Here is a 26973-nt window from a genome sequence, read left to right as displayed (position 1 = left end):
TATAAGGATTTCAAACGGACAATTCAGGCGATGATGAGAACGGGTATACAGCACATTGCAGCTCTGCTATTGGCAAGTATCTCTCTGCTGTTTTCTGCGTTCAGCTTTGGGCAATCAACAGAGAAACACTCTGTTGATATTGGTGTGTTAGCCATACGAGGCAATTTGTACGCACAGCAGCGTTGGCAACCCACTATGGATTGGCTGAGCCAACAAATTCCTGATAGCGACTTTATACTCCATCCTCTGGACTTAGAAAGTATGGCAACCGCCGTTCAGAATCAGAGCATGGATTTCATCCTGACCAATCCCGGCCAAGCGGTACGTTTGGGCAGACAGTTTGAACTGTCGTGGTTAGCCACCCTCAACAGCGGTCTAACCGGTCACTTTAATCACACCATTGGCTCAGCTGTGGTAGTACAAAAAGACGCTCCGTATTTCAAAATCGAAGAGTTGGCGGGAAAACCGATGGCTGCGGTTTCAGAACGCGCGTTCGGGGGTTATCTGACGCTGCGCTATCAAGTGTTAGAAATGGGAATCAACCCGAATGACTTCTTCGCCAATGTTCGTTTTCTGGGCTTTCCGATCGACGCCAATCTCTACCAACTGCGAGACAAGATTGTCGACGCAGCAATAGTTCCAGTGTGCCTACTCGAAACCATGCAACAAGAAGGATTATTGGAAGCCAACGCTTATCGAGTAATTAACGCGCAGACACCCAATGATTTTCCTTGTCAGGTATCGACTCGCCTTTATCCAAACTGGTCGTTTGCAAAAACGGAACGTGCATCTTCTCAACTGGCAAAACAGGTCACTCGCGCCTTACTGGCAATGCCATCAGACAGCCAAGCGGCCATCACTGCCGGAGCCTCTGGCTGGACATCTCCCGCCAGCCTTTTGTCCATTGATAAACTTTATCAGGCATTAGACCTTCACCCATTTCAAGAACCCTGGTGGAAAGAAGCTTTTCGTTGGCTGCGGTTTCATCAGGAATGGGCATGGGCAGTATTTGTATTTGTCATCGTTTTGAACGCTTATCACTTTTGGCTTGAATACCGTTTCAGCAAAAGTAAGCAAGCTCTGGAACAGACACAATCTCGACTCAAAGAAAAAAGTGAGCAGCTTGAACACTCTCAGCGCGTAGCCATTGTCGATGAGCTGGGAAGCAGCCTTGCACATGAAATCAACCAACCTCTCGCTGCAATACGAAATTACAGTGAAGGTGGCTTATTGAGACTTTCTAAACAAAGACCGAATGAAGATATCGTGCCGGTCTTTCATAAAATTCAAAAAGAGGTGGATAGAGCGGATGCCATTATTCATCGTCTACGCAATCTCATTAAGAAACGCAGCATCGAAAAGCAACCGAACAATGTAGAAGATCTGATAACCGACACCCTAGAGTTAATGCATTACCGCTTACAGAAACACTCGGTTTTGCTGGTACGCCAAACGGAAGGTGACGTCATTGCCGCTGACATTGATTCCGTGGGCATGCAGCAAGTGTTCGTGAACTTGTTAAATAACGCCATTGATGCCTGTATCAGCTTCCAACAACGCCATAAAACTGAAGACTATCAAGCAACCATTACTGTAGAGACTGAATACCATCAGGACAGCCTGCTGGTTAAGATCATAGACAATGGCACTGGGTTAGCGGGAAATGAAGTAAACGACACCTTCTTTACAACCAAAGATAATGGACTTGGCTTAGGGTTAGCCATATGCCGAGATGTTATGGAAACCCACCATGGTCAGATTCTGTTGGAGTCTATAGAACCTCACGGCTGTGTGGTCACGCTTTCGCTGCCCTATTTTTAATGGATCATCAGGAATATCACTTATGAACCACATCAATACACAACTTCCTGTTTATGTCGTCGACGATGACGAGTCCGTTCGCGATTCACTCGCCTTTATGCTTGAAGAACACGATTTTAAAGTGACTACATTTGCAGACGGCCAACTGTTTCTGGATTCTGTCGACATAACCAAGCCGGGCTGTGTGATATTGGACAGCCGTATGCCACAACTTCGAGGTCAGCAGGTTCATCAAATACTTAATGAAGCCAACAGTCCTTTGGCGATCATTTACCTCACAGGCCATGGTGACATCCCAATGGCTGTCGACGCTTTGCAAGAAGGCGCAATTCACTTTTTTCAAAAGCCGGTAAAAGGTGATGAATTGGTACAAGCCATTATTGATGGACAAGTCCAATCTGCGGCCAAACTCGACTGGGTTGATGCCAAGGCTTGTTACGACTCGCTGACCAAGCGTGAAAAAGACATACTCAGACTGATTATTTCAGGCAAACGCAACATCCGTATTGCTGACGAACTTTGCATTGCAATGCGCACCGTTGAAGTACACAGAGCAAGCCTGTTAAAGAAATTCTCAGCTCATACTGTTGCGGAACTCGCCTATATCTATGGAAAGCTGACAAACAGTATTAAAGAGTAATTCACGTATCCAGCGACTTCGTCTAGTTCCCCGTTCAACACACTCGGTTGTTTTTATTTTGTTAATGGATTGAAAAAGTTCCTTATAACCTCAACATAAGAAATCATAAGCATAATTGCCTTCTTGATAACATAAGGGACTTCTTTTGTCGGAAACGGATTTAAACGATCTCAGGTTTTCAGCCCACCACTTCTATGCTGGTGTTCGAAAATTCTTACCTATCTCACTCTTTGTTGCTATCTTTGGTGCCGCTTTCGGATTGGCTGCTTCACAAACGGGTTTAGACAACGTTTCTACTGTATTGATGAGTGCAGCGGTTTTTGCTGGAGCGTCTCAGTTTGGTAGTTTGGATTTATGGGGTACTGAAGTGCCTATTCTCCCGCTGGTCGTCACTGTTTTTGCTATCAACGCCAGACATCTGTTGATGGGTGCCTCTCTTTACCCTTGGTTAAAACATCTCCATCCGTTAAAGCGTTACGGCGTGATGATGGTGGCATCCGATTCCAACTGGGCGATGTCTTTGCAGGCGTTTAATCGCAGAGAATATGGCAAAGCGTTGGGCATATTACTTGGTGGCGGGTTAACCATGTGGGTTTTCTGGATCGCAGGCACTTGGCTAGGCCTCTATTTCGGTAGTTCTATCAGCGACCCAAAAGCCTTTGGTCTCGATATGGTGATGTCGTGCTTTTTGCTCACCATGGTTCTGGAAGGTAAGAAAGATCAACGCACCATGATCATTTGGGGTGGCGCTGCCGTGGCGTCAGTTTTAGCTTATTTATATCTACCAGAAAACAGTCATGTTTTTGCTGGCGCTTTAGTCGGTGGTTTACTGGGTATTATTCTGAAGGAAGAAACACATGAGCATTGATACCGCAGGTTCTGGCACTCTACTAATCATTCTTATCATGGCACTGGTCACTCTCGTCACTCGCTGGGGCGGTGTGTTTGTCATGAGTTTTGTGCCAATTAATCACAAAGTACAACAGTTCATTGCGGCAATGTCTGGCTCAGTGTTAGTTGCGATTATTGCGCCGCTGTTTATCCAAGGTGATATGGGAGCAAAACTCGCACTTGCGATGACAGCGATATTCGCTTTAACAACTAAAAGACCGTTAACCGCCATTGCCTTAGGCATTGCCATGGCAGCGGTAACAAGACAAATGGATATTTATTAAGTTTGATGTCCAAGAGCAATAATGAGCAATTTTGTTCAAGTTTTCGATTCAGCGAGTAACTATACTGGGAACTATAGGAATCACACGTTAAGGGAATCGTTTTGAGTGCCAAACAAGAAAATCGCTTTCAGTTCAGCAGTAGTCAAAAGCAACTAGTCACCACACTAGAAGCGACTATGAGCGATTTTTCTTATACCAAACATGCGCATGAGGAGTATTCCCTTGGCGTTACTCTGAAAGGTCGCCAAGATTTTTTCTGCCAAAACGCTTTCCATAAAAGCCCAGCAGGCGGAGTACTGCTCTTCAACCCTGAGGATGTGCACGACGGTCATTCCGGCGTTAGTGAAAGCCTTGAATATGTCATGCTCTATATTCATCCCAATGAATTGAAGCCGCTTTTTCAGGCTCTGGGTTATAGCAAAGATGCCTCTTTAAGAGTTGAGAAACCGTTACTGAATGACCCCGTGCTAAGACACCAAATTCTGGCTATGCACCAACTCGTCAGTGATTCAAACCACTCGACTATCGAGTTTGAAAGCGGGCTATTTCATATTGCGCATTCTTTAGTACGCAAAGCTGGAAAACTCAATCATGATTTCCATACACCTTTGTCGAAAAAAGATAGCCTGTTAACCAGAGCAAAAGATTTCATCATCGATCATATTGACCAAGATATTTCCATTGATGACGTTGCTCAAGCCGCGGCTATGTCGAAATATCATTTTATTCGCTTATTTCATCGTCAGTTCGGTATTACCCCTCATCAATACGTGCTGAACTGCCGAATTAATGCTGCGCGTAAATATTTGGAGACAGGCTTACCTTCAAGCCACGTTGCCCAGTTGTCTGGCTTTGCGGATAACAGTCATCTCAATCGTCATTTCAAAAGAACGTTTGGCATGACGCCTAAACAATACCAGCTACAACTCTGTTCTTAATTCCATACATTTGGAGCTTTCAATGTTAGAAATTCTCGCTTATGCCATTGGTGTAATGTACACCCCTGGGCCAATTAACCTATTAGGTCTGCACAGTGGATTAAATGGTAAAACTCGTGAACATATTGGCTTTTTCGCTGGCGTGGGGTGTGCCATGTTGATTCTGTTTATATTTCTCGGTTTCCTTGGGCTTAAATTTATTAATCCTTCCCTACTGCCATACATCAGTCTAATTGGTTGTATTTACATTGTTTATATTGCGTGGAAAGTCTTTCGTGCAAATATCAATATCTCAGACAATAAAGCAAACGTGTCTGTATTGAATTTTAATAACGGGTTATTTATGCAACTGCTTAACCCTAAAGCACTGGTTGCCACTATGCCAATTTCAACCATTCAGTTTCCGGCAGCGGGTATTAGTGGCAGTGCGATCGTCGTTTGGTCTGCAGGTTTAGCCCTTCTCGCCTTTGGCGCGCCGAGCAGTTATTCCTTGGCTGGCATGGTGATGGGGAAACGCATTGAAAACCCAATGTATTTCAAAACGTTCAATTTTCTGATGTCTGCTTTACTTATTTTTGTTGCTATAAGTATTGGTTACGAGCATGTTTATCGTGCGCTACTAGCGTCGAATTATTAACCGAATCTTATTCACTCATATGAATTTCTCATCATCATGATTACCAACTAAACTCAATATACACACAATAAGACCCTTATTTCATATAGAGTTGGGGACTGAAATTGACCCAAAATATGTTTTAGGAAAACTCTATAAACTTTGCCTACCGAATTAGGGATAAAAAATATATAGTCGGCACAAATAGATTATTCATTCATAGTGTATATATTTAAAGATTGCGAATTGCCATATGAGGGGATCATGAATAGATTCAAACTACAGACCATCGGCGCACTGAGTCTGCTCATTGCCGCTATTGTAATACTAATAGCAGCGTTAGATTACCGAGCTTTTAGAAATGAAAGCATTCACCAGCATAAAGATTTGTTGCGAGAACACAACGCAACTATTGAAGCCACTCTAAACGCCAAGTTCGAAAGTTATCGCAGTGAGCTTGCCGCACTGAGTACATTTGAAGGTGATACTGAAGGCGGCACTTTAGCCTCTCATGTAATCCGACAACTAAGAACCTTGCAGCGAGTTCAACAAGATGTCAGTGAATCCGTTGCGATTTTGACCAGTGATGGTAGTTTGTTCAGCTCTGAAGGTGAAAAATTACCTTTCAATGCTAAAGAGATGAACCGCTCTTACTACAATGCTGTGTTTAATCAAGGCAAAGAGTTTTACGTCTCTGAACCATTTAAATCTGCGGCCACAGGACACCTAGTTATTGCGGTTATTTACAAGCTAAATAATGACACAGCAATTACAGCTAATGTCAAAGCAAGCGCGGTATTAGGCACCTTTGCAGATAAAAAAGACATGTTCCTCTATGCTCATGACGGATCAATTTTACATTCACCTTATCCTGAGCTTATTGGCAAAAATATCTTTGATGAGCGACCAAGATATAAAGAGTTTAATGATTCAAATCCTGAGCTAAGCTACACAGCTGTTGTGAGAGGAAAGGATACTGATTTTACCGCTTTTTGGACCCATCTAGAAATCAGTGGCTGGAACTTTGTTACCTTCACACCTAACAGTGAAATCGAACAAGGCGCGAACGACCAACTTATTTACGCAGCTATTACGGGTTTAATCTCTATTATTTTGGCTAGCGCAGTATTAATGTTTATCATCAATAAGTTAGTTCTAAGACCTGTAGGTGGTGCACCGGATGAAATTGCAGCACTGATGAAAGAAATGGCGACAGGTAATCTATCTCACAACTTTACTCAAACAGGTAAAGAAACGGGTATATACCTTTCTCTTGTGAACCTTTCAGCTCAGCTTTCTTCATTGATCAAAAACTCGCTTAGCATTTCAGAAAATGTATCCTCTTCAGCGCAAGAACTGAACGTTGTGATGAATGAAACGCAAAAGAACGCTCAAGATGAATTACAACAAATGGAACAAGTTTCTACTGCGATCAACGAGCTGTCTTCTACGTCTCAAGAAGTGAGCAACAAAGCCGTCATGGCAGAAGATGAAGCGAGAAAAACCCAAGACAGCGTAATAAACGGTAAACAAACGCTCGAACAAAACATCGTCTTGACCGATAAGATCAGCCAATCGGTGACCAACACAGCAAGCATTGTTAGTGAACTCAGTCAGTTGGTGTTGGAAATCGGTAGTGTTACCGAAGTTATCAATAATATTTCTGAACAGACTAACTTGCTCGCCCTCAATGCGGCAATTGAAGCTGCACGTGCTGGTGAACAAGGCCGTGGTTTCTCAGTTGTTGCAGATGAAGTCAGGGTTCTTGCAACACGCACTCAAGAATCAACGGTCAGCATTCAAAAAATCATAGAAAGATTGCGCGGCCAGTCAGATAAAGCCAACAAAAACATGATGGAAAATGTTGATTTAATAGAAGATTCTGTCGCTCTGGCAGATCAAATCAAAGCAGCATTTGAAGAAATAGCATCAGCTTCGCAGTCGATTTCTGATATCAACACTTTGGTGGCCACAGCATCCCAGCAGCAGTTTGCCGTAACTGAGGAAATTTCTCAGTCCATTACCCATACATTTGATTTAGTGAACCGAAATGTTTCCGCTATTCATCAAACTCTGCAAGCTTCTACCGAACTTGCTCAGCTAGCTGAAGCTCAAACAAACGAACTGGAATACTTCAAAGTCTAGTTAAATACTCGCTCCTCTTTCTAAGTTCTTGGGAAGAGGAGTGTTTTCAATACCTAGAAAAGTGTACTTTAGAAAAACTGTATGGCCTGACATTGGTCATCTAGTCCTTTTGAATGAGAAGAATCAACATCCTCAGCATTCATAGACTAACGTTCTAAAAATGCACATAAGGCTTGATTAAAAACCTCTGCTGATCCATTAAAGGCAAATGCCCAGCGTCTTGTATCCGAATAAGCTCCGCATTCGGTATTATCTGGCTAGCCCTTTCTCCATATTCGCTAGAAAACAATCTATCATTTTCCCCCACTATAACGAGGGTTTGATGAGTTATTTGAGCAAGTAAATTCATATCTATTGCTGATACAGCTGCCCCTTTGCCTTGAGCAAAAGCCTTTTTACCACCGGGCTTTTTCAGTACTTCAATAGAATAGTGAATATGACTCGGTTCTCTATTCTCTGGACGAGTTAATAAATATTGAGAATTAAAACGACTTGCAAGCAAAGACGGAAAACTGTTCATCCAAATCATTCCTATCATTGGCCAAAACGAAGGCCGTGCGCCCAATCCTCCCGAGTTAACAAGTACTAACTTATCCACCATATCTGGATTGTCTAATGCAAACTGAATAGCAATAGCACCTCCTTGACTTAATCCGACAAGGTGTACTTTTTCCTCTCCTAACTCCGATAAAAATGCTTTCAACCAACCCGAAAAATAAGCTCGGTCATAAAGTGCGTCTGGCTTATCCGACTCTCCATACCCCACAATGTCTGGCACTAGAATACGAAAATTTTTAGCAATGGCATCCATTGACGGATACCAAGTGACCGCTCCGGCACCTGCTCCATGCAGTAATACAACGGGAAAACCGTCTCCAATAGTTAAATAGGTTGTCCTTATCGAATCACAGATCAACGCCTTCTGAACGACAGAATGTCCTATTTTCTCAATGAGTTTTTGTCTGTGATTAATCTTTTTCATCACATGCTCCTATTTAAATAACCTGCTGTTATTTAAATCTTTCAAACTAAGCTGAAACACTAGAGCTTCAGCTTATTGATGATGGCTTGCAGCGTAGACAGCTCTTCTTGATCCAATAAAGAAAATATGGAGTCAGCGGTATGTTTAACAGTAACTAGGGCATCTGTTAGCACTTCATGACCAACATCCGTCAAAACCACTAAACTTTGGCGCGCATCTCTGGGATTACTCTCCTTGAAAACTAAATGATTTTTCTCCATGGGTAGCAATACTCTTGTTACACCAGAAGCTGTCAGTCCTATTTTTTCAGCCAAATGCACACGACTCAGTTTGCTTTCAAAAGCTGAATGCAAATGATACATGATTGTAAATTCCGTGAAGCTAACCCCATGAACACTAAGGGATAAGTCCAATTTTTTACTTAACAGTGAACCTATAAATGCCTGTTGTGTGATAATTGAAATGTTATCCACGTTTGATCCTCTTGTTGATTTAATTGTTGCACAATACTTGATTACTCAAACATTTTGCAAGATTTATTTCAATCTATTGATATAACAACATGGGATTTTAATGTTTAAACCACTCACAGGTTGATTGTAAATACGGCAAAAAGAAGCCTAGTCAAACATTGCCAAGAGGCCGTCTTTGAGGATGTGAAAGCAGATACTGAAGAAAAAATGGAACCATCAGATTAGGTTCGAATTGGCAACGTTCATAAAGGTAGTCGTGAGTCTCCAATTTGACAAAATAACAGAGGGGATAAACTCCCCTCTGCAATGATGGCTTACTGAACTTTAGTTAGATCGACAATTGGCTCATGCACTTGCTTCACTGCTTTACCATCAAGAAGTTTATTCACTCCTTCAACCGCACTATCCACTTCTGCTGAAGAAGACAATACAGTATACGTAAGATCAAAATGTTTGCTTTCTCCTGCATGAATCGTTGGGACTAGGCCCAGAGGACGCTGGAACTTGGTGTTATAGGCGTAACTGGTACCAGGTTCAATTCCCGTAACATAACCTTGTTGCAACGTATCTGTGTTTTTCCAAATCGTCAGAACTGGCAATTGGCTGGTATTGTATTGCATTGATACACCAAGGTTGCCCGCCTTGTTATGTAAAACAGCTAATGTGTTTCCACTCTTATCTGCGACAGGTTTTAGATTGTAAACCATCTCATCATAACCCTTAGTTGGACCTAAGTAAGTTTGCCAATCTTTTAAACCTTTGTCGGCATAGCTATTGAATGGTGAAATTTCACTGGCAGCGGCATACACTTTTGCACCTTTTTCCAAAATTGGGTTGCCAAAGTTAGAGTGATAAATAATTTGGTATTCATCGTCATAATCAGATTTGTTGGTCAAAGTATCATTGAGCGAGAAACTGTTCTCTCCCGGAGTGATAGAAAACGACGTTTTCGTAACCAATTCGGCTTTTTTAAATGTCCTTTCCGAAATTTCACCTTCGACAGTAATAGTATGTGGAGCCTCATCGCCAATAATAACTTTAATTGTTGAACTAGGGGTATTTTGAGCCCGTCCATGCAAGCTGAGCAGTTGACCGTTTTCATCTACCCCGGGATGGCCCGTCCACTCATAACCACATCGCACCATCATTTCGTTGAAGCCATCCAACCAACCTAACCCGTTACGACTTTCTAAATCAATGTAGACCGGATTAACAATTTCTTTTACTGGTGAATCCCAACCTAACACTCGCTTTCCGTTTTTCTTAACATCAAAAATACCCATGCCTCTGGTTGGTACTAAGGTCACTTCTAGCTCACCATTCTTTATAACAATAACGTCAACGCCTTCTTGCTTACCACCGTGTAAGCGCACTTTTTCTATGCTAAAAGGGATAGTTCCAAAACCAAGTTTTTGGTTCGTAATTTCCCAATTCTCAACATAAGTATTCGTTGCAGTATCGGTTAGGGTAAATTCTGCTGCAGTGGCATAAAGCGGTGCAACCAAAGTAAGAGCTGCAATAAGCGGTTTGATTTTCATAGTTTGATCCTCTAAATAATTTTTCTGACATTTAAGCTGAATCGTTTCAGCTATCAAAATTGCAGACAAAAGATTGAGGATCAAAGTGCTGAACAAATAGATGTGATTCAGTTCATTGAACTGGTTATTTTTTAACCTATTAATGTTTGATGAATCACGTTCAGCATTAACTGATTGATTTATAAATAGTAATACAGCAGCGACAAATGCTGCCATCAGCTCTCATGTTTTCTTTATCTTTTTGTGTAGGAATGAGCAGAATGGAACAAAGGTGAGTCCATTCAAAAGCAGAACACGATCTCACCTAAACTTCAGATTTGGTTACCCTTGCACTATTGGCTATCAAAACTGGGAGTTATTTAAAATCCATCTCTGCCTTACAATCCCAACACTTTTGCCAACCAATACAATGACGATAGCCCCAATGAGAACTGGGGTAATCAAAAATCCCCAACTTTGTCCTGATAACATAATTAACAATGGATTCGCGCCAGCTGGTGGATGCGTGGTTTTCGTCACCAACATCAGACTAACCGCAATTCCTGTGGCCAAGGCCAAATATATAGGCGATACGCCAACATACTGTACAAAAAACACCCCAACAAAAGCTGTTAACAAATGCCCTAAAATCACATTTTTTGGCTGAGCCAATGGACTGTCTGGAACACCAAACACCAGCACCGTGGTAGCACCAAATGGTGCCATCAATAATGCGATGTCGTAAAAGGTATGGTCAAAATAAGACAAAGTGCCGATAGCGATACTCGCTCCAACCCCCGCAATAATTGACAAAATAATACTGTTCATACGTAATTGCTCTCCTTTTGGTAGACCATCTTGTCTACATTTATAAAATAGACAGAATGGTCTACTTGTGTCAACATAGTTTTTAAGGAGAGTGCATATGAGTAAAAAACGTCAGATATTAATCGATACAGCGTTAGAGCTTTTTTATCAGAACGGAATCAACAGCATAGGGATCAATGAAATTCTAAAATCCGCCGGTGTGGCGAAAAGAACTTTGTATAAGGATTTTGATAGTAAAGAGGCGCTGATATTAGCGGCTTTACACCAACGTAATGAACGTTTTATTGACTGGCTAGAAAGCAAGCTTTCCGATTCAGACTCTGATGCCAGTGTCATCGAAAACTTATTCAAGTCGTTAGCCAGTTGGTTTGATAATCAAGAACCTGCGTTAGGAGATTTCAGAGGGTGTTTTTTTATAAATACATCCGCAGAGTTTAGCGATACTAGTTGTGAAATTTCTCGTTTCTGTAACCAGCACAAACTGCAAGTACGCCAAGTAATTCAAAGGCATCTTCGCAGTAAAGACCCGATATTATTTGAATCAATATGTGTGCTAAAAGAAGGTGCTATTACCACCGCATATATGAGTGGTGACAACCATACTGTGATAGCCCATTGCCTTGAGATATTGAGAGTCCTTCAAGAACGCTTGAATCCGAAAATTGAAAGTAAATGAGAGATAAACTTCTATTCGGTCTATTACGTTAGATAGAGGATAAAAAAGAAATTAGCGGGTTTTAGATGGGTGGAAGCCCCAGCCACATCCCGGCACACACGTCATTCGCTGTGGCTGCTTCCTTCCGGACCTGACCAGGTTTACGAACTAGTGTTGCGGGAGGACCAGGGCCCCCATAGAGCATCTTTGGTTCGTGCCAAAGAGTGGGAAGGATTATCAAGCATCGACTTCATCATTGCAAGCCTAAATCCAAGTAATGTCTTTGATTGTGAACCAATTGGACACCATTTAAACAAATCGAAGGAATCTGATTCGTTTATCGATGCCTCATTCGAATCGGTGTAACTACATTTCTTTGATGTTTTGTTTCATACATAGCTTGATCAGTTTGGTGTAACACCTCTTGTAGAGACATGTAGCTATCACGCCCTGTTGAGATGCCCACCGCAACCGTCACGTCAAAACTCACATCACGTTCAACATCAACAAACAAAAAACGTTTCAGATAAGCTTGAATATCTTCCAACTGTTCTCGTTTTATATTACCAACCAAAATGAACTCATCACCACCAATACGATATGCGTGCCCTTGCCAGATTTGTTGGATTCTATGTGCAAGTTGTTTAAGCACCTTGTCTCCAATTTCGTGTCCATAACTGTCGTTGATTTGTTTGAAATGATTCAAGTCGAGATAAACAACGGAGATTCTACCTGCTAACCCTCTGCTGTATCGACGATACAGAGCCCGTCTGTTTCGCAATTTGGTTAAGTTATCGGTATTTGATTGCTTGTGTAGATAGAAAACGACAATAACTAATAAAGCAAAGGCTGTCGCAAATAGCCATTGGCTATGACGCGTAAAACGCTTTTCAACCACTAACGTAGCTCGCCAGTCGGGCTGGTAATCATACGTTTTTATGATTTTCTGCGTATCCATCATTTTAATCGCGCGACTAAATAGTGATGCCAACGATTCGCCCAAAGGTGTTTTGGTAAAACCGATAGCAACATCAAACTTATAGAAACCACCGATCATTGAATCTTCAACAAAAGGTAACAACTGATCGGATTCACGTAAAAAGAGATTGAAATTGCCTCGGCTCATAACAATGTAGTCAACCTTGCCTGTCAACAACCCTTCAATCTGTTCCTCTTGAGTGAGGAAGGTATACAGTTCTTTGTATGGGAGCATGCGATGCAACAGGTCTTCAAAGAAATCGTCTTTGATTACGCCAATTCGCTCTGCGATTAGCTCAGACACATTGCTGTAAACAAAGTCCTTGTAACCTTCTCTTTTGATCATCACGGCTTCAGGATGGTAATAGCTTTCGCTGAAATTAACTAAGCTCTTACGCTGCTCTGTGATAGTCAATGGAGCAAGGATGTCAATGTGTTGCTGACGAATATCATTGTACATGCTCTCCCATGTTTCATTTGCTTTACTGGCTAACTCACACTTCAACAGCAAAATGTCACAGGCGCGAAAAACAACATCTGCGCTGATGCCACTTACCCCACCATCAGTATGATAAGTGGCATAAGGGCTCACATTTTCCAACTTCACTTTTAGCGGTCGCTGCATGTTCAAACCACTGTCTATCACAGCTTGGCGTAATGCATGCTTGCGAATATCAAACTGATATTTTTGTATAGACTCACGTAGCAACTTCTGCACTCGTGCGGAATGAACGTAGCGCTCGATTTCGAGCAGTAGATCTTTGTTTTCACCTTTTGGCGTCACGATAGATACGGGTTGAATAGAGATTCTGTCGTTAAGAAGCTGGGCATCAAATCCCGCTAATAGCATCGGCTTTAGCTGGTTTATCGCATCTACCACCCCATCAACTCTGTTGTTTTCCAGCAGCGATTTTGCTTCTACTGAACCGTAATAATCGACCAACTCAATCTTAGGATAGTTTTGAAGAATTAAGTCTCCATAAATAGTGCCCGCAGGTACACCAACTCTATGCATGTCCTCCAAATGAAGATTCGCTTTGCTAAACAGGTAGGTATATTCAATATTGGTCGGGCGAGAAAAATCGAAACGCTCGGCACGCTCAGGGGTATAAGTCACATTCGCTGCAAAATCACTGATCCCGGCTTCAACGGATTTTAAAATGGCGTCAAAACTAGAGTAATTGACATATTCGATATCAATATTAAAGCGATATGCAACATCATCAAATATAACGCGTGATACTACATCGTCGGCTTCTGTAGCGACGAAATAGACTTTATGTGAGTCATCGGTATTAGCGGCAAATGCTTGAGAAGAACACAAAAGCACCAACAACCAACTACAAATGTGCATGGTTCTGGACATAGACGTTGAGAATAATAATTTTTATTTATTGTATGGAATAATAGTATCGAAACTGAGTTCGATTGCATAAAGCTTTTACAAACCGTACGGTATATTTTTGCGCTAGATTTGATTTTTTTGCTGCATTTTCATTCAATCTGCTCATTGGAACTGCGTAATATAAAGTTCGTTAGCCAAGGTCGCGAACAAGTTTACCCAAACTACCAATACAAAGTCAGGTACAACGGTGTTTGCATTCACTCACATTGCAGTATTAAACAGAAAAGTTGAGAATAAACCTCCTATACCTTAAACCGACCTTTGGTAAATTTCGAACTAGGACTGACTCAGTATGGACCAATTTCTATCACATATCTTCACTGTGATTTATCAAATCCCTGAAGGGAAAGTGTCTACCTATGGTGAGATAGCGAAAATGGCGGGTTATCCCGGATACGCACGACATGTGGGTAAAGCGCTCGGCAATCTCCCTGAAGGAAGTAAATTGCCTTGGTTTAGAGTCATTAACAGCAAAGGTGAGATTTCTTTAACAGGACCTGACTGGGAAAGACAGAGAGAACAGTTAGTCGCAGAAGGCATTGCTGTAAGCAGCAACGGAAAAATATCTCTTAAGAAATACAAATGGCAGCCCTAAAGCTGCCATTCTTTTTAACGGGGGTAAACCGCTGTAGGCTTATTTCGTCCCTACGCCGATTAATCGCAAATCAACGTGTGTTGTCGCATTGTCATCGGTAATGACTGCATAGTGAGTATCTGTAATAAAGCGCAGTTTACCGTTCACCTCAATACGGGCAGAAACACTGTAACGATGATTTTCCTGAATCTTAGTGCTGTCGTAAGCCAAATCAAAAGTCAAAGGAACTTGGTGACCATTGGTAATAAATTGCTGTTTTGCAATCACTACCGCTGCGGTATCCATTTTCGATACATCTTGCAATACGACGGTAACTTGCGCGTCGTCGGGTAATGCAATTCGCTCACGGTAAGCGACCGTGCCGGTAATAGACTGGATTTTTTGTTGTGGCTTTGACGCCTCAGAACTTTGGCAACCGACCATAAAAATAGACCCCACCACTAACGATGCAACCAACAGTATTATTTTTCTCATTTTGCCTCTCTTCTAAGATCTTTTGACCAAGCTAGTTTCATTCAAATCAGTATAGATTCAGCGCCCTAGGCTGTCATATTGCTTCAGTTACCACTAATATACTTAATACTCATTCAATAGCTGTGTTTTTAAATCAACACGTTAACTGAATAATAGTCGAGATGTGTCATATCAGTCACGGAGTTAGATCCGCTATTGACAAACAATTGACTCAATAAACAAACTAACAGCGTCAAATAAAGAATTATAAGGAAAAGGTAACAAGCTATGAGTAAACCTCTGCAAGAGTTATTGAACTTGCTGCAACTAGAAAAATTAGAAGAAGGCTTATTTCGTGGAGAAAGTGAAAACTTAGGATTACCTCAAGTCTATGGTGGACAAGTGATAGGGCAAGCTCTTTCTGCTGCGCATTATACGGTTGATCCAGATCGTACAGTTCATTCATTCCACAGCTATTTCCTATACCCAGGCGATACTGAAAAACCGATTATCTATGATGTTGAAAATCTTCGTGATGGAAAAAGCTTCAGTACCCGACGAGTCAAAGCGATACAGAACGGACGCCCTATTTTTTACCTCACAGCTTCATATCACGGTGTAGCTGATGGGTTTGAACATCAGAACACCATGCCTGATATTCCCGGTCCAGAAAACTTTGCCTCTGAATCCGAATTGGCCTCTCAAGTCGCCCATCTGCTTCCTGAAAAGGTTAAAAAAATACTGTGTGGTGAAAAACCGATTGAGATTCGCCCTGTTACGGTTATCAATCCTCTGAAACCACAAAAAGCCGAGCCTAAACAATATCTGTGGATGAAGGCGAACGGCCAAATGCCGGACAACCAGCTAATCCACCAATATATTTTGGGTTATGCCTCTGACTGGGGATTTTTAGTCACTGCATTACATCCTCATGAGGTCACACTGCTTACACCCAAGTTCCAAGTGGCGACCATCGACCATTCTATCTGGTATCACCGACCATTTAAGATGGATGAGTGGCTGTTGTTTGCCATTGAAAGTCCGACTGCAAGCAACACTCGCGGCTTAGTACGTGGCGAAATTTACAATCAGCAAGGCCATTTAGTCGCGACTGCCGTTCAAGAAGGCGTCATGCGCTATAAATCGTAATTTCCTCTTTACTCTCCCCTTAGGTTAAGGATTACAGTAACGGTATATTCTTAACCTAATCGGAGGAAATTATGGGCTGTTGTAACCAACCACCGAAAGGTGGCTCTACTGAAATCAAACCGTTACTCAAGGCGTTTGGCGTGATGCTGGCCGTTATTTTTCTGATTGCTTGGATATTTGGTTAACTCTCTTCAAGATTGGCCAAAATTAATGTCCTAATGGTAGCTCAGTGGTGTATTTCAGCGATTCCATAGCAAATGTTGAAGTCACGTTGTTAAGACCCGCAACACTGTTGACCAGTTTTTTATAGAACTGGTCATAGTCTTTCATGTCTTTGACGAGCACCTTCATCATGTAGTCGTATTCCCCCGCCATACGGTAGAATTCCATCACTTCTGGAAATTCCTCCACGGTTACGACAAACTTCTGATACCACTCATGGGAATGATCACTGGTCTGAACCAAGACAAACACGGTAAAGCATAAACCCAGCGATTCTGGATTTAACAACGCCACGCGCTTAGCAATAACACCTGACTCTTCCAACTTTTTGAGACGTTTCCAACATGGCGTCGTCGTTAAGTTTACCGCTTCCGCCAAATCATTTAGAGAAACCGTACTGTCCTGCTGCAATATTGCTAATATTTTGCGGTCAACCTTATCCAAAGCCATACAAACACCCATTCAGAGAGAATTATTTTCTCCAAAATTAAACAAACAAGAAAAAATTAGCAAAGTTTTTCTCCTGATAAATCGCTAGATTATGAATATAAACTTTAGGGAGAAAAAACATGTGTACCGACCATCAATGGATAAACAGCGCAATTCGAAAAATCGAAGCTGACTATCAACGTTCTGCTGACACCCATTTAATCAAACTTGATTTACCGTGTTTACAGGGTATTGATATATATCTGAAAGATGAAAGTACCCACCCTACGGGTTCCCTAAAGCACCGCCTTGCCCGATCTCTGTTTCTCTATGCCATTTGTAATGGTTGGATTGGTCCAGAGACCCCAATTATTGAATCCTCTTCTGGTAGTACTGCTGTTTCAGAAGCCTATTTTGCTCGCTTACTCGGTTTGCCTTTTATCGCCGTCATGCCTAAGTGCACGGCAATTAAGAAAATTGAACAAATAGAGTTTTACGGTGGTAAGGCACATTTAGTCGATCGTTCTGATCAGATCTATGCAGAATCACGCCGTTTGGCAGCAGAGCTGAATGGTCATTACATGGATCAGTTTACCTATGCTGAAAGAGCAACCGACTGGCGTGGTAACAGCAATATCGCTGACAGCATCTACAGTCAGATGAAAATGGAAGACCACCCAGTTCCAGCATGGATTGTGATGAGCCCGGGCACCGGCGGTACTTCCGCAACTATCGGGCGCTTTATTCGCTATCAACAATACGACACTAAATTGTGCGTTGTAGATCCGCAGAACTCGGTGTTTTTCGATTTCTATAAAACCCGTAACCCTGATATCACGCTAGATTGCGGCAGCAAAATTGAAGGTATAGGTCGCCCACGAGTAGAACCAAGTTTTATTCCGAATGTTGTTGATGAAATGCTACAGATTCCAGACGCAGCAAGTGTGGCAACGGTTCACTGGTTAGAAGGCATTCTTGGCAGAAAAGCCGGAGCATCTACAGGAACCAACCTCTATGGTGCATTACAGCTTGCCTGCGAAATGAAACGCAAAGGTGAAACGGGATCTATTGTGACTTTACTGTGTGACAGCGGCGAACGTTATCTTGATACCTATTACAACGCAGATTGGGTAGAAAAAAACATTGGCGACCTTTCTCCATATTTAGCCAAGCTTGAAATTTTCTCTAAAACTGGCGAGCTGGAGTAATATTTTTCTCATAAGTTGAATTAGGAACTGAGAGACAGATTTATTGCCACTTTTCTTTTATAGTCTTGTTGAACAAAGAAAAGTCAGGAGAATCATAGTGGAAGTGCGTATTGTTGATTTTACGCCTAGAAAAGTGGCTATTTATACTCATCAAGGTGCGCCTGAGCATTTGATGAACAGTGTAGAAAATTTCGTGGCATGGCGCAAAGAAACGGGATTGTCCCCTATCACAACCAGTGACACCTTCGGTATTCCATACAGTGACCCTAACGAAACGGACAACAAAAATTTTCGCTTTGATATCGCGGGAAGTATCGAAGAAGATATTCCAGATAATCGTTTCGGAGTGGTGAACGGCATGCTGACAGGTGGCAAATGTGCCGTATTAAGACACTACGGCAGTTTGGATCTGATCAGCCAAACAGTCTATAAGCTGTATAGAAACTGGTTACCCTCCAGCGGCGAACAGCCAAGTGGTAAACCTTGTTTTTTCCATTACCTGAATATTGCTCCAGACACCGACAAAAACGCTTTGCAAACCGATGTTTACTTACCACTAAAGTAACCTAACCTGTATTGCTGCAAATCTGAGAGACAATAAAGCCGCCATTGTATTTGTACTGTTACTCAAGAACAGGCAACACTGGCGGCTTTTTATTTGTTTAAGTGTCTATTTTTTCTGCTTTGCTTCAAATGCAGCGAGTTGCTCTGGCGTTGCTGGCAATTGATGGTTTGCTTTCCACTCATCATAAGTCATGCCGTACACACGCTCACGGGCATCATCAATCGACAAATCTTTCCCTGCATTTTCTGCTTCGGCTTGATACCACTTACAAAAGCAGTTACGGCAGAAACCAGCAAGTATCATTAAATCAATATTTTGCACGTCTTTATTTTCATCAAGATGTGCTAACAAGCGACGAAACACCGCCGCATCAAGCTTGTCTTGTTCTTCTTGGCTTAGGTTTTTGTATTTGAATTCAGCCATGATTTTTCCCTTTGTTGTTTGACTTTACCACTCAACGTTACGTTGTCTGGTTAGATTGTTGACTATCATGCCAATAAAAAAACGCCCAAGACAAGCTCGGGCGTTATATAAAAGCAATTTTGTGACGTGATTGATTAAGCTTGAATACCAACAATCAACCAAGGTGCATTTGGCACTGTTAGGTCGCGCTCTAGGTGCCAGATATCTTCGATATTCTCTTCGACACCTTCTACTGTGTCGCGGTAGCGACCACTGAACTGAAGACTAAGTTGAGCTTTGTCCGCATCATAGTCTGCGCGAACAATTTCAGCATCCACATACATTACGTCTGTGTGTTGTTCACCTTCCAGCTTCGCACGCTCTTCTTTAAGGTCAGCGAATAGACTTGGTGATACATACTCTTCGATAGTTTCAAGTTGATTGAAGTTCCAAGCGCCTTGAAGAATACGGTAGTGTTCGCGAGAGCCACTGATGAAAGCCGATTGATCAAAACCCGGTGGGTAGTTGTGCGGTACATCACTTGTTGCTGTCGTACCGAAACCGCCTGCTGCTTGTGGTTGCTCAAAGTTATGTACGTTTGGCTGCTCATGCATGTTACGGTTTACACCGCCGAAAGCAGGCTGCTGTTGACTCTGATTCATGCTGCCCTGTTTTGCTGCCAGCATACCGCGCAAGAACTTGAAAGCAAAATAAGCAATCAAACCCATGATAAGAATATCTAGGAACTGAATACCCTCAAACGCTCCACCGAAGAACGCAGCTAATAAACCACCTGCTAGTAAACCACCTAACAGACCACCCATCAGACCTTTCTTGCCTGAAGTTTGCGCAGCTTTAGAAGTATCTTTGTTGATGGTACTTGTATTTTGGCTTTGCTGCTTAGGAGCAGGAGCTGTTTTAAAACTCTTACCAAATGACTTACCGCCACCAAACTTTTTAGCTTCAGCTATCGGTGAGACAGCGACAGAAACCATCAGCAGTGCGATCAGCGAGAACAGACGTTTCATACTTATCCTTCACGTTATATTTGTACGAGGGTGCAATAGTGTTATACCCAAATTCATTGGATTGCAGTAGGGCGGCTATGTGTAGCTCACACCGCTGCGGCTTCAATTAAGACGGGTTTACCTATATTTGTAACACATCATATCCACTTCACTCAGACAATAAAACGCTTTTACAGTGAGGACTTGTATCAGAATATTGCAAACCTAATGTTTGACGCCCCTGACCATGCTTATTAGAATATCGAACATTGTTCATTATTCTATCCCGGTTATGGCGAGACGAAACGATCACACACGAGAGGAATTGATCACTCTCACACTCAGTTCCGTAAAGGATTTTTTAACTGAACATTCCTATCACGAACTCAGTTTGCGTAAAGTAGCAAACATGATTGGTTATGTACCAAGCACATTAGTGAATGTGTTCGGCAGCTATAACCTGTTGTTACTTCATGTGGTTGCTCAGACTCTTGACGAGTTGGCTCTAGAAGCAAATGAGGTGGTCAGTCAGTGTCACGACTCTGAACAAGCCCTCTACGAACTCGCCTATTGTTACCACGATTTCGCTCAAAGAAACCCTCACCGTTGGCAACTTATTTTCGAACATAAGATGAACGGTGAAGCTCTCCCAGAATGGCAAGCTGAACGCATTGATAATATGACCAGTATGCTGGAAGATTTACTTACAATATTTGCACCGCAGCGCTCTCCTCGCGAAGTGTTGCAAGCAAGCCGTGTGCTTTGGGCTGGTGTACATGGTATTACGTTGTTAAGTGTTGATGACAAATTTTTCGCAGACGAACCGATTGATGGCAAGAAGCTGATTCAGAACCTACTCTCTAACTACTTGAGTAAATGGGCACACTAATAAGGACATAGGATGTCACAACATCACACACCGTTGCTCAGTCAGCGACGTTTTCTTCCGTATTTTGTGACGCAGTTTTTTGGCGCTTTCAATGACAACATTTTCAAGAATGTTTTGCTGCTTTTCGTCGCCTTCTCAGGCAGTGCTATCCTGCCCATTTCAAGTCATCTGTTTATCAATTTAGCGGCAGGATTATTTATTCTTCCGTTTTTTCTTTTTTCAGCTTCCGCTGGCGTACTTGCAGACAAATATGAAAAGTCTTGGTTTATCCGCAAGGTCAAACTGATTGAAATCGCCATTATGTGTTTGGGAGCAATCGGCTTTATTACCGAAAGCTACCTTGTACTGCTATTGATGTTGTTTTTGATGGGGACGCAATCTGCGTTCTTCGGCCCTGTAAAATATGCACTATTGCCTCAACAACTTAAGGCCAATGAGCTAGTTTCTGGGAATGCCCTAGTAGAGGCAGGAACCTTCCTTGCCATATTAATCGGTACAATTGGCGCAGGCGTTATTGCCTCACTTGACCACGCCAAATACATTGCGGCAGGTTGTGTGGTTCTGTTTTCACTTTGTGGTTATCTGGCTAGCCGCTTCATACCACAAGCACCTGCGGGTAACCCGCATATTCATTTTACTTGGCGCCCTATCCGCCAGACTCGCCACACACTATCGATTGCAAAAAGCGACCGCACTATTTTGCTTTGTATTATGGCAATCAGCTGGTTTTGGTTCCTTGGTGCAACTTATTTAACTCAGTTTCCAAACTTCACTAAGCTCCATCTCAAAGGCACTGAGAGTGCGGTTTCTTTCTTGCTTGCCCTGTTCTCAATCGGCATCGCAATCGGGTCATTAAGTTGTGACAAACTGTCAAATCACCGAATTGAAATTGGTATCGTGCCTATCGGCAGCTTAGGCATTACCGTATTCGGCTATTTGATGGCGACCAGCATTCCTGAATCACTGCCTATCTTTCATCAGTTTAGTGAGTTCGTCCTCTACCAGCCTCTCTGGCCTTTGTTCAGCTATTTACTGCTGCTAGGCGCATCAGGTGGTGTATTCATTGTTCCACTTTATGCCTTAATGCAACAACGCGCTAAAGAGACCCAACGAGCACAAGTTATCGCGGCGCTCAACATCTATAACTCGTTGTTCATGGTTGGCAGTGCGATCCTTGGGATTGTGTGTTTGTCAGTGTTGGAACTCTCTATAACCCAGCTATTTGTCGTTATCTCGGTGATCAACCTATTAACGGCTGTGTTTGTGTTCTTACAGGTTCCTATCTTTGCGGTTCGTTTTTTGGTTTGGGCATTAACCCATACTATCTATCGTGTGAAACACAAAAACCTTAATAACATCCCAGAACACGGTGGCGCGTTGCTTGTCTGCAATCACGTTAGTTACATGGATGCCTTGCTCCTTAGCGCAGCCAGCCCTCGCCTGATTCGCTTTGTGATGGAAGAAGACTATGCAAACCTCCCGGTGTTAAGAGGCTTTTTAAAGCGTGCAGGCGTGATCCCTATCTGCGCTCGCAACAGACGTTCTATACTCCGAGCGTTCAATGATGTTGAACAGGCTTTGAATGAAGGTCATCTGGTGTGTATTTTCCCTGAAGGCCGTTTGACGGCAGACGGTGAAATGAATGAGTTTATGCGAGGGTTAGACATCATTCTAAAACGCAGCCCTGTTCCAGTAATACCTGTAGCGTTGAAAGGATTATGGGGCAGTTACTTTAGCCGCTGTAAAGGGCGTGCCTGTAAAGGGCTGCCGAGTCGTTTTTGGTCGCGCTTAGAAATTGAAGCAGGCCAACCAGTAGCTTCTGAACAAGCGTCCTCCGAAGTGATGTTCGAAAAGGTGTCTCAATTACGCGGTAATTGGCAATAATAGCCGCTTGTATCAAGAAATATTTTGTTGGAAGGCTCCTTTTTGGGAAGCCTTCATTACATCACCTAACACAGAAAACACCCTTTGTTCAGTTTATCTAAACATATGTTCAATACATTAAGATTTCCTGACCAACCACTTCTCGTTACAATGCCAATCCAAACCGTTTAGAAAGCCTTTCTTATCAAACGCGTGTTGATACGGGGTTCCGAACATTGTCTGTGAATGTTGTAAGGTAGTCACTATGAACATCAAACCTATTCACCTACCATTTTGGCTGGGTGGCGCACTTTGCCTTTCTCCTTGGATTACGTCTCCTAGTGCTTTGGTTATGGGTTTTCTGATGGCTTCCCTAGGCTGGGTTCCCGCGCACATTCCTATCGCAAAGCTCACCAAGAAACTGTTGGCTTACTCTATCGTTGGCTTAGGTTTTGGCATTCCTTTACAACAAGCGTTAACGGTTACCAGTGATGGTATTGGCCTTATTCTGGCAACTATCTGCGGTACACTCGTTATTGGCACTTTGGTTGCCAAAGCAATGGGACTTGAGAAGAAAACGGGGCATTTAATTGCATCTGGTACTGCAATTTGTGGCGGAAGTGCCATAGCAGCAGTCGCTCCGGCAATTAACGCCGATGATGACCAAACCGGCTTGGCTTTGGGCACTGTTTTTGTATTGAATTCTATCGCACTGTTTATCTTTCCAATGATTGGGCACGCGTTGTCACTCGACCAACATACGTTTGGTACGTGGGCTGCTATTGCCATTCACGATACGTCTTCTGTTGTTGGCGCAGCGTCCGCTTATGGTGAAGAAGCACTTAAAACAGCAACGACGCTTAAATTGGCGCGAGCGCTTTGGATTGTGCCAGTAGCCTTGGTGAGTGCTTGGATGTTCAAGAGCCATTCACGTAAGCTGACCATTCCCTATTTCATTCTTTTCTACTGTCTGGCAATTGGGTTCAGTGACTTATTTCCACAGTGGCAACAAATCTATCAAGGCGTATTTTCGATTGCTAAACAAGCATTAGTGATCTGTCTATTTTTGATTGGTTGCAGTATTTCGCCGGCACGTTTGAAAGCGTCGGGACCTAAGCCACTACTGTTTGGTGTGATTCTTTGGATTACGATATCGGTATCATCTTTGAGCTGGTTACTTCTGACCGTTTAAAGACTCCTGCTTGACGGAGAGCGGTTTAACCGTAAAAGTGAACAATACAACAAGTAAAAATGCACTCAGTTCCGCCACCGAGCGTACCCATCCGCTTTGCGTAAGAGCAATCAATAGTTGCAACACGATGGTGACAATAAAAAGCCCTTTGAACATAACAGCCCCTTGAACATAGACACTATAGTCTTAAATCCTCAAATATCTGGGTCTATTATGCTCATGAGTTATAAGAAGAGAAATTCTGTTTTGGACTAACTCATAACCGCAGCTTTTAACTTTCGGTTTTAAGTTCACAGACTCTCGATTTTCAGTTCACAAGTGCAGTTCATAGCGGCGTGTATTGATTCTGATGATCCTTCAACCAGTCTTTGACCGCTTTGCGAGAGACTTTTATCCCTGTTTCTAGCAGTTTGTCCGGCATCTGGAAATACGCAATCGGCCATTTGAACTTTTCAAGTTTGTCACTGCATAACTTATCGCCATCTGGTTTTTCGAAACGCTGTTGGCTGTGAATCACTGCCAGCGGACGAGCGCCATATTCTGCATCGGTTACCGGAACAACCATCGCAAGCTGAATATCTGGATGCTGGTTCAATACGCTTTCAATCTCTTCACAGTGAATGTTTTCTCCACCAGAGATAAATAAGTTGTCAGCACGACCAATAATCACTAATTCGTCACCGACCCACTGACCTAAATCTTTACTGTCAAACCACCCCTGCTCATTCACTATCGGCGTTACTACTCCCTGAAAGTAGTAACCCTGAGCAAGCGTCTCTCCGCCAATATAAATACGTTCGCCTTCCAGCATGACTTTCCTCTGAGAAAGTACCTTGCCAGTCGTAGCTGTGTCATCAACTCGTTTCGCCGTTACTGTCGAGGCGGCTTCCGTCATCCCATAACCTAGCCAGGTTTCAATTCCCAACGCCGCGGCTTGTTGGCTAAGCTGATGTGGAATATGGCTTCCGCCAAGTAACACATGGGTAAGTGTAAGTGTTTGCTTACTATCGAGAAGACGCTTTAATTGTGTGGGAACTAAAGAAGCGTGAGTGACACCTTGGATATCTTGAACAAGATCCCCAGAGCCTATTTTCAAGCAGGCTCCTGAACATAACCAACGATAAACAATCGCTAATCCAGATACATGATACATAGGCAAGCTCAGTAACCATGTATCACCAGATTGAAAACGGAAAACGTCCAATAACCCCTGAGCAGAGGCAAGATGCTGACTGTGAGTATGAGCGACAGCTTTAGGTTTGCCTGTGGAACCTGAAGTAAAAATGATGCTGGCTAAGTTGTCAGCCTTGTACTGTGAGTGAAGCGAAACAGAACTAGCGTTGCAAAGATGAGTGTCAAATTCGATGAACGCTATTTTTCTCTCAATGTTTTGAAAGTCTTCCGCTCGACATTGAGCGCTATCCGCCAACCACACATAAGCCGTTTGAGATGGTTTGTAGAGGGTATCGAGCTTGTCCGTCAGCTGAGAAATCGTTTGAGGCATGGCAAAAGCGCACACTACCCCAGATTGTTGGGCAGCCAAAAACCACATAAGCATTTGTATGTGGTTTTTACCCACTAAAGTGAGTACCTCACCCGCTTTGATTCCCTTCGCTAGCAGAGCCGCTTGGTGTTGCTCTACAAGGCGGCTAAGTTGCAGCCACGTCAACCGCTGCTCTTCACCTTGTGGGTCATAAAAGCAAAGTGCCACCCTATCTGGGTGACACTGTTGATAATATTGCCAAGGGGTCATGCTGTCTCCGACGACCAGATAAGCTCTTGGTCTTCGAGGTTCTCAACCGGACTATTGCAATACGGCCATGAGGTAACAAGCTGAGTCTTAAACAGCCCTATCGTATCTAGCCCCGGAATTTCTTCCGGCATCAGCCATTTAGACAAACGAGCTAACTGAGTTAAACCTAAACTTGATTCAATACTTGAACTGACCACTGCCTGAATGTTTAACGCCTTAGCTTTTTCAATCAAGGACTTACAACGCTCAACAGAACCTATCAGCGTTGGCTTGATAACAATGGCTTTCGCCCCTACCAATTGTTCAAGTTTGAATTCATCACTGCGAACCGAGTGTTGCAAGGTTTCATCCCACGCAATTCCGATACCGGTATCAATAGCAAAAGCCAGACTGTCACTTGGCGACATACACGGCTCTTCAAGATAAGCAATTCTACTGCGTCTTGAAGGCGCGATATATTGGGCAAACTTCGCAGCTTTTTCTTTGGTCCAAGCTCGATTGGCATCCAAGCGGAGATAAAGGTCTGGCATGGATTCTAAGAATAGATTCACCAACATGCCGTCACGAATCGGTTCGTATAAACCCACTTTGATTTTCGCCACTTTTCTGCCAGGCATATTGTTCAACGTTGGAATGAGATCGTCTGGGTCACCAGTACAAAGTGGTGCAGCGTTATACTCACCCTCTTGTGGTAAACCACCAGCTAACTCCAATTCCGCCATCGATAACCCGAAGGCGACTGACGGGAACAATTCATCGTAATTAAGTACTTGTCCTTGAACCCAAAGTTCAAGCTGCTCTTTTGCCAACGCACCCGCTTCATCTGGCGTTTCGATGCTGAATCCTTTTAAGGGCGCAATTTCCCCGAGCCCTACTTTTCCATCTTCACGAAGTTCAACAACAAAACCTTCGCGTACAGTCAGTTTCTCTTCACGAAGAATCACTCCGCTATCCATGGGTAATGCATAGCGGTACAGTTTTGCACTGCGCATATAAAACCTAATTTTGTTGACTATGGGTCAGAGTAACGAGACTACTGACCCTAATTTCGTAAGGCTAATAGTTAAAAAACG

Annotated in this window: 27 protein-coding genes and 1 other RNA gene; 15 read left to right on the top strand and 13 right to left on the bottom strand. The window is 42.9% G+C overall.

What is annotated here, in order from left to right:
* Positions 1-33: 33 nt before the first annotated feature.
* From HUO09_RS02590 to HUO09_RS02560, 7 genes are all read left to right on the top strand, one after another.
* Positions 34-1821, top strand: a complete 1788-nt coding sequence (locus HUO09_RS02590; RefSeq protein WP_188233180.1) for a PhnD/SsuA/transferrin family substrate-binding protein — start codon at positions 34-36, stop codon at positions 1819-1821.
* A gap of 22 nt (positions 1822-1843) precedes the next feature.
* Positions 1844-2461 (top strand): response regulator transcription factor, encoded by a 618-nt coding sequence (locus HUO09_RS02585; protein ID WP_188232879.1) that lies wholly within the window; start codon positions 1844-1846, stop codon positions 2459-2461.
* Between the two features lie 145 nt (positions 2462-2606).
* On the top strand, positions 2607-3329 hold the full coding sequence (locus HUO09_RS02580; RefSeq protein WP_188232878.1) for an AzlC family ABC transporter permease: 723 nt from the start codon (positions 2607-2609) through the stop codon (positions 3327-3329).
* Positions 3319-3636, top strand: a complete 318-nt coding sequence (locus HUO09_RS02575) for an AzlD family protein (RefSeq protein ID WP_102942637.1) — start codon at positions 3319-3321, stop codon at positions 3634-3636. Before HUO09_RS02580 ends, HUO09_RS02575 begins: the two co-directional genes overlap by 11 nt.
* A 101-nt stretch (positions 3637-3737) precedes the next feature.
* On the top strand, positions 3738-4574 hold the full coding sequence (locus tag HUO09_RS02570; RefSeq protein ID WP_223159276.1) for an AraC family transcriptional regulator: 837 nt from the start codon (positions 3738-3740) through the stop codon (positions 4572-4574).
* A 22-nt stretch (positions 4575-4596) separates the two neighbouring features.
* Positions 4597-5211: a LysE family translocator gene (locus HUO09_RS02565; protein ID WP_188232877.1), complete on the top strand. Its 615-nt coding sequence runs from the start codon at positions 4597-4599 to the stop codon at positions 5209-5211.
* A 243-nt stretch (positions 5212-5454) separates the two neighbouring features.
* Positions 5455-7335 (top strand): methyl-accepting chemotaxis protein, encoded by a 1881-nt coding sequence (locus tag HUO09_RS02560; RefSeq protein WP_188232876.1) that lies wholly within the window; start codon positions 5455-5457, stop codon positions 7333-7335.
* A gap of 154 nt (positions 7336-7489) precedes the next feature.
* Here the strand turns inward: HUO09_RS02560 and HUO09_RS02555 are convergent, their stop codons facing one another.
* The 4 genes from HUO09_RS02555 to HUO09_RS02540 all read right to left on the bottom strand — a co-directional run bounded on the left by HUO09_RS02555 (position 7490) and on the right by HUO09_RS02540 (position 11135).
* Positions 7490-8317 (bottom strand): alpha/beta fold hydrolase, encoded by an 828-nt coding sequence (locus HUO09_RS02555; protein ID WP_223159275.1) that lies wholly within the window; start codon positions 8315-8317, stop codon positions 7490-7492.
* Positions 8318-8376: 59 nt separating this feature from the next.
* Positions 8377-8790 (bottom strand): MarR family winged helix-turn-helix transcriptional regulator, encoded by a 414-nt coding sequence (locus HUO09_RS02550; protein ID WP_188232875.1) that lies wholly within the window; start codon positions 8788-8790, stop codon positions 8377-8379.
* A gap of 314 nt (positions 8791-9104) precedes the next feature.
* Positions 9105-10328 (bottom strand): aldose 1-epimerase family protein, encoded by a 1224-nt coding sequence (locus HUO09_RS02545; protein ID WP_188232874.1) that lies wholly within the window; start codon positions 10326-10328, stop codon positions 9105-9107.
* A 342-nt stretch (positions 10329-10670) separates the two neighbouring features.
* The gene (locus HUO09_RS02540; protein WP_188232873.1) at positions 10671-11135 is read right to left on the bottom strand and encodes an HPP family protein; all 465 of its coding nucleotides are present in this window, start codon (positions 11133-11135) and stop codon (positions 10671-10673) included.
* Between the two features lie 97 nt (positions 11136-11232).
* Between HUO09_RS02540 and HUO09_RS02535 the strand changes: the two genes are divergently transcribed.
* Positions 11233-11811, top strand: coding sequence for a TetR/AcrR family transcriptional regulator (locus tag HUO09_RS02535; RefSeq protein ID WP_188232872.1), 579 nt, complete (start codon positions 11233-11235; stop codon positions 11809-11811).
* Between the two features lie 73 nt (positions 11812-11884).
* Here HUO09_RS02535 and ffs read toward each other — a convergent pair.
* An RNA gene (gene ffs / locus HUO09_RS02530) (signal recognition particle sRNA small type) lies at positions 11885-11981 on the bottom strand.
* 146 nt (positions 11982-12127) lie between these two features.
* Positions 12128-14122: a GGDEF domain-containing protein gene (locus HUO09_RS02525; protein ID WP_223159274.1), complete on the bottom strand. Its 1995-nt coding sequence runs from the start codon at positions 14120-14122 to the stop codon at positions 12128-12130.
* A gap of 343 nt (positions 14123-14465) precedes the next feature.
* Between HUO09_RS02525 and HUO09_RS02520 the strand changes: the two genes are divergently transcribed.
* Positions 14466-14768: a DNA base-flipping protein gene (locus tag HUO09_RS02520; RefSeq protein WP_167411376.1), complete on the top strand. Its 303-nt coding sequence runs from the start codon at positions 14466-14468 to the stop codon at positions 14766-14768.
* A gap of 39 nt (positions 14769-14807) precedes the next feature.
* Here HUO09_RS02520 and HUO09_RS02515 read toward each other — a convergent pair whose 3' ends face one another.
* Positions 14808-15242, bottom strand: a complete 435-nt coding sequence (locus HUO09_RS02515) for a YbaY family lipoprotein (protein ID WP_188232871.1) — start codon at positions 15240-15242, stop codon at positions 14808-14810.
* Positions 15243-15509: 267 nt separating this feature from the next.
* Between HUO09_RS02515 and tesB the strand changes: the two genes are divergently transcribed.
* The gene (gene tesB / locus HUO09_RS02510) at positions 15510-16370 is read left to right on the top strand and encodes an acyl-CoA thioesterase II (RefSeq protein ID WP_188232870.1); all 861 of its coding nucleotides are present in this window, start codon (positions 15510-15512) and stop codon (positions 16368-16370) included.
* Between the two features lie 207 nt (positions 16371-16577).
* Here tesB and HUO09_RS02505 read toward each other — a convergent pair whose 3' ends face one another.
* Entirely contained in the window at positions 16578-17042 is a 465-nt protein-coding gene (locus HUO09_RS02505; RefSeq protein WP_188232869.1) for an Lrp/AsnC family transcriptional regulator, read from the bottom strand.
* A gap of 119 nt (positions 17043-17161) precedes the next feature.
* Between HUO09_RS02505 and HUO09_RS02500 the strand changes: the two genes are divergently transcribed.
* Together HUO09_RS02500 and HUO09_RS02495 are read left to right on the top strand one after the other, a co-directional pair.
* On the top strand, positions 17162-18229 hold the full coding sequence (locus HUO09_RS02500; protein ID WP_188232868.1) for a PLP-dependent cysteine synthase family protein: 1068 nt from the start codon (positions 17162-17164) through the stop codon (positions 18227-18229).
* Positions 18230-18326: 97 nt separating this feature from the next.
* Positions 18327-18794: a GyrI-like domain-containing protein gene (locus HUO09_RS02495; protein WP_188232867.1), complete on the top strand. Its 468-nt coding sequence runs from the start codon at positions 18327-18329 to the stop codon at positions 18792-18794.
* 105 nt (positions 18795-18899) lie between these two features.
* Here the strand turns inward: HUO09_RS02495 and HUO09_RS02490 are convergent, their stop codons facing one another.
* Positions 18900-19217 carry a DUF1244 domain-containing protein gene (locus HUO09_RS02490; RefSeq protein ID WP_102940737.1) on the bottom strand — a complete coding sequence of 106 codons (318 nt, stop codon included), beginning with the start codon at positions 19215-19217 and terminating at the stop codon, positions 18900-18902.
* Between the two features lie 134 nt (positions 19218-19351).
* On the bottom strand, positions 19352-20224 hold the full coding sequence (locus tag HUO09_RS02485; RefSeq protein WP_188232866.1) for a Tim44 domain-containing protein: 873 nt from the start codon (positions 20222-20224) through the stop codon (positions 19352-19354).
* 271 nt (positions 20225-20495) lie between these two features.
* Here HUO09_RS02485 and HUO09_RS02480 point away from each other — a divergent pair, with 271 nt between their 5' ends.
* From HUO09_RS02480 to HUO09_RS02470, 3 genes are all read left to right on the top strand, one after another.
* Positions 20496-21092, top strand: a complete 597-nt coding sequence (locus HUO09_RS02480; protein ID WP_167411343.1) for a TetR/AcrR family transcriptional regulator — start codon at positions 20496-20498, stop codon at positions 21090-21092.
* Between the two features lie 12 nt (positions 21093-21104).
* Entirely contained in the window at positions 21105-22976 is a 1872-nt protein-coding gene (locus tag HUO09_RS02475) for an MFS transporter (RefSeq protein ID WP_188232865.1), read from the top strand.
* A gap of 244 nt (positions 22977-23220) precedes the next feature.
* The gene (locus HUO09_RS02470) at positions 23221-24147 is read left to right on the top strand and encodes a YeiH family protein (RefSeq protein WP_188232864.1); all 927 of its coding nucleotides are present in this window, start codon (positions 23221-23223) and stop codon (positions 24145-24147) included.
* Here the strand turns inward: HUO09_RS02470 and HUO09_RS02465 are convergent.
* The 3 genes from HUO09_RS02465 to menC all read right to left on the bottom strand — a co-directional run bounded on the left by HUO09_RS02465 (position 24130) and on the right by menC (position 26892).
* Entirely contained in the window at positions 24130-24303 is a 174-nt protein-coding gene (locus HUO09_RS02465; protein WP_188232863.1) for a hypothetical protein, read from the bottom strand. The two genes, HUO09_RS02470 and HUO09_RS02465, sit on opposite strands and share 18 nt — an antisense overlap.
* A gap of 169 nt (positions 24304-24472) precedes the next feature.
* The gene (gene menE / locus HUO09_RS02460; protein WP_188232862.1) at positions 24473-25900 is read right to left on the bottom strand and encodes an o-succinylbenzoate--CoA ligase; all 1428 of its coding nucleotides are present in this window, start codon (positions 25898-25900) and stop codon (positions 24473-24475) included.
* The gene (menC, locus tag HUO09_RS02455) at positions 25897-26892 is read right to left on the bottom strand and encodes an o-succinylbenzoate synthase (RefSeq protein WP_188232861.1); all 996 of its coding nucleotides are present in this window, start codon (positions 26890-26892) and stop codon (positions 25897-25899) included. Before menC ends, menE begins: the two co-directional genes overlap by 4 nt.
* Positions 26893-26973: the final 81 nt, after the last annotated feature.

Origin of the sequence: Vibrio sp. Y2-5 (assembly GCF_014596725.1) — a bacterium.
Taxonomy (GTDB): domain Bacteria; phylum Pseudomonadota; class Gammaproteobacteria; order Enterobacterales; family Vibrionaceae; genus Vibrio.
Note: the sequence above shows the minus strand (reverse complement) of the source record. Positions and strands in the feature narration are given on the sequence as shown.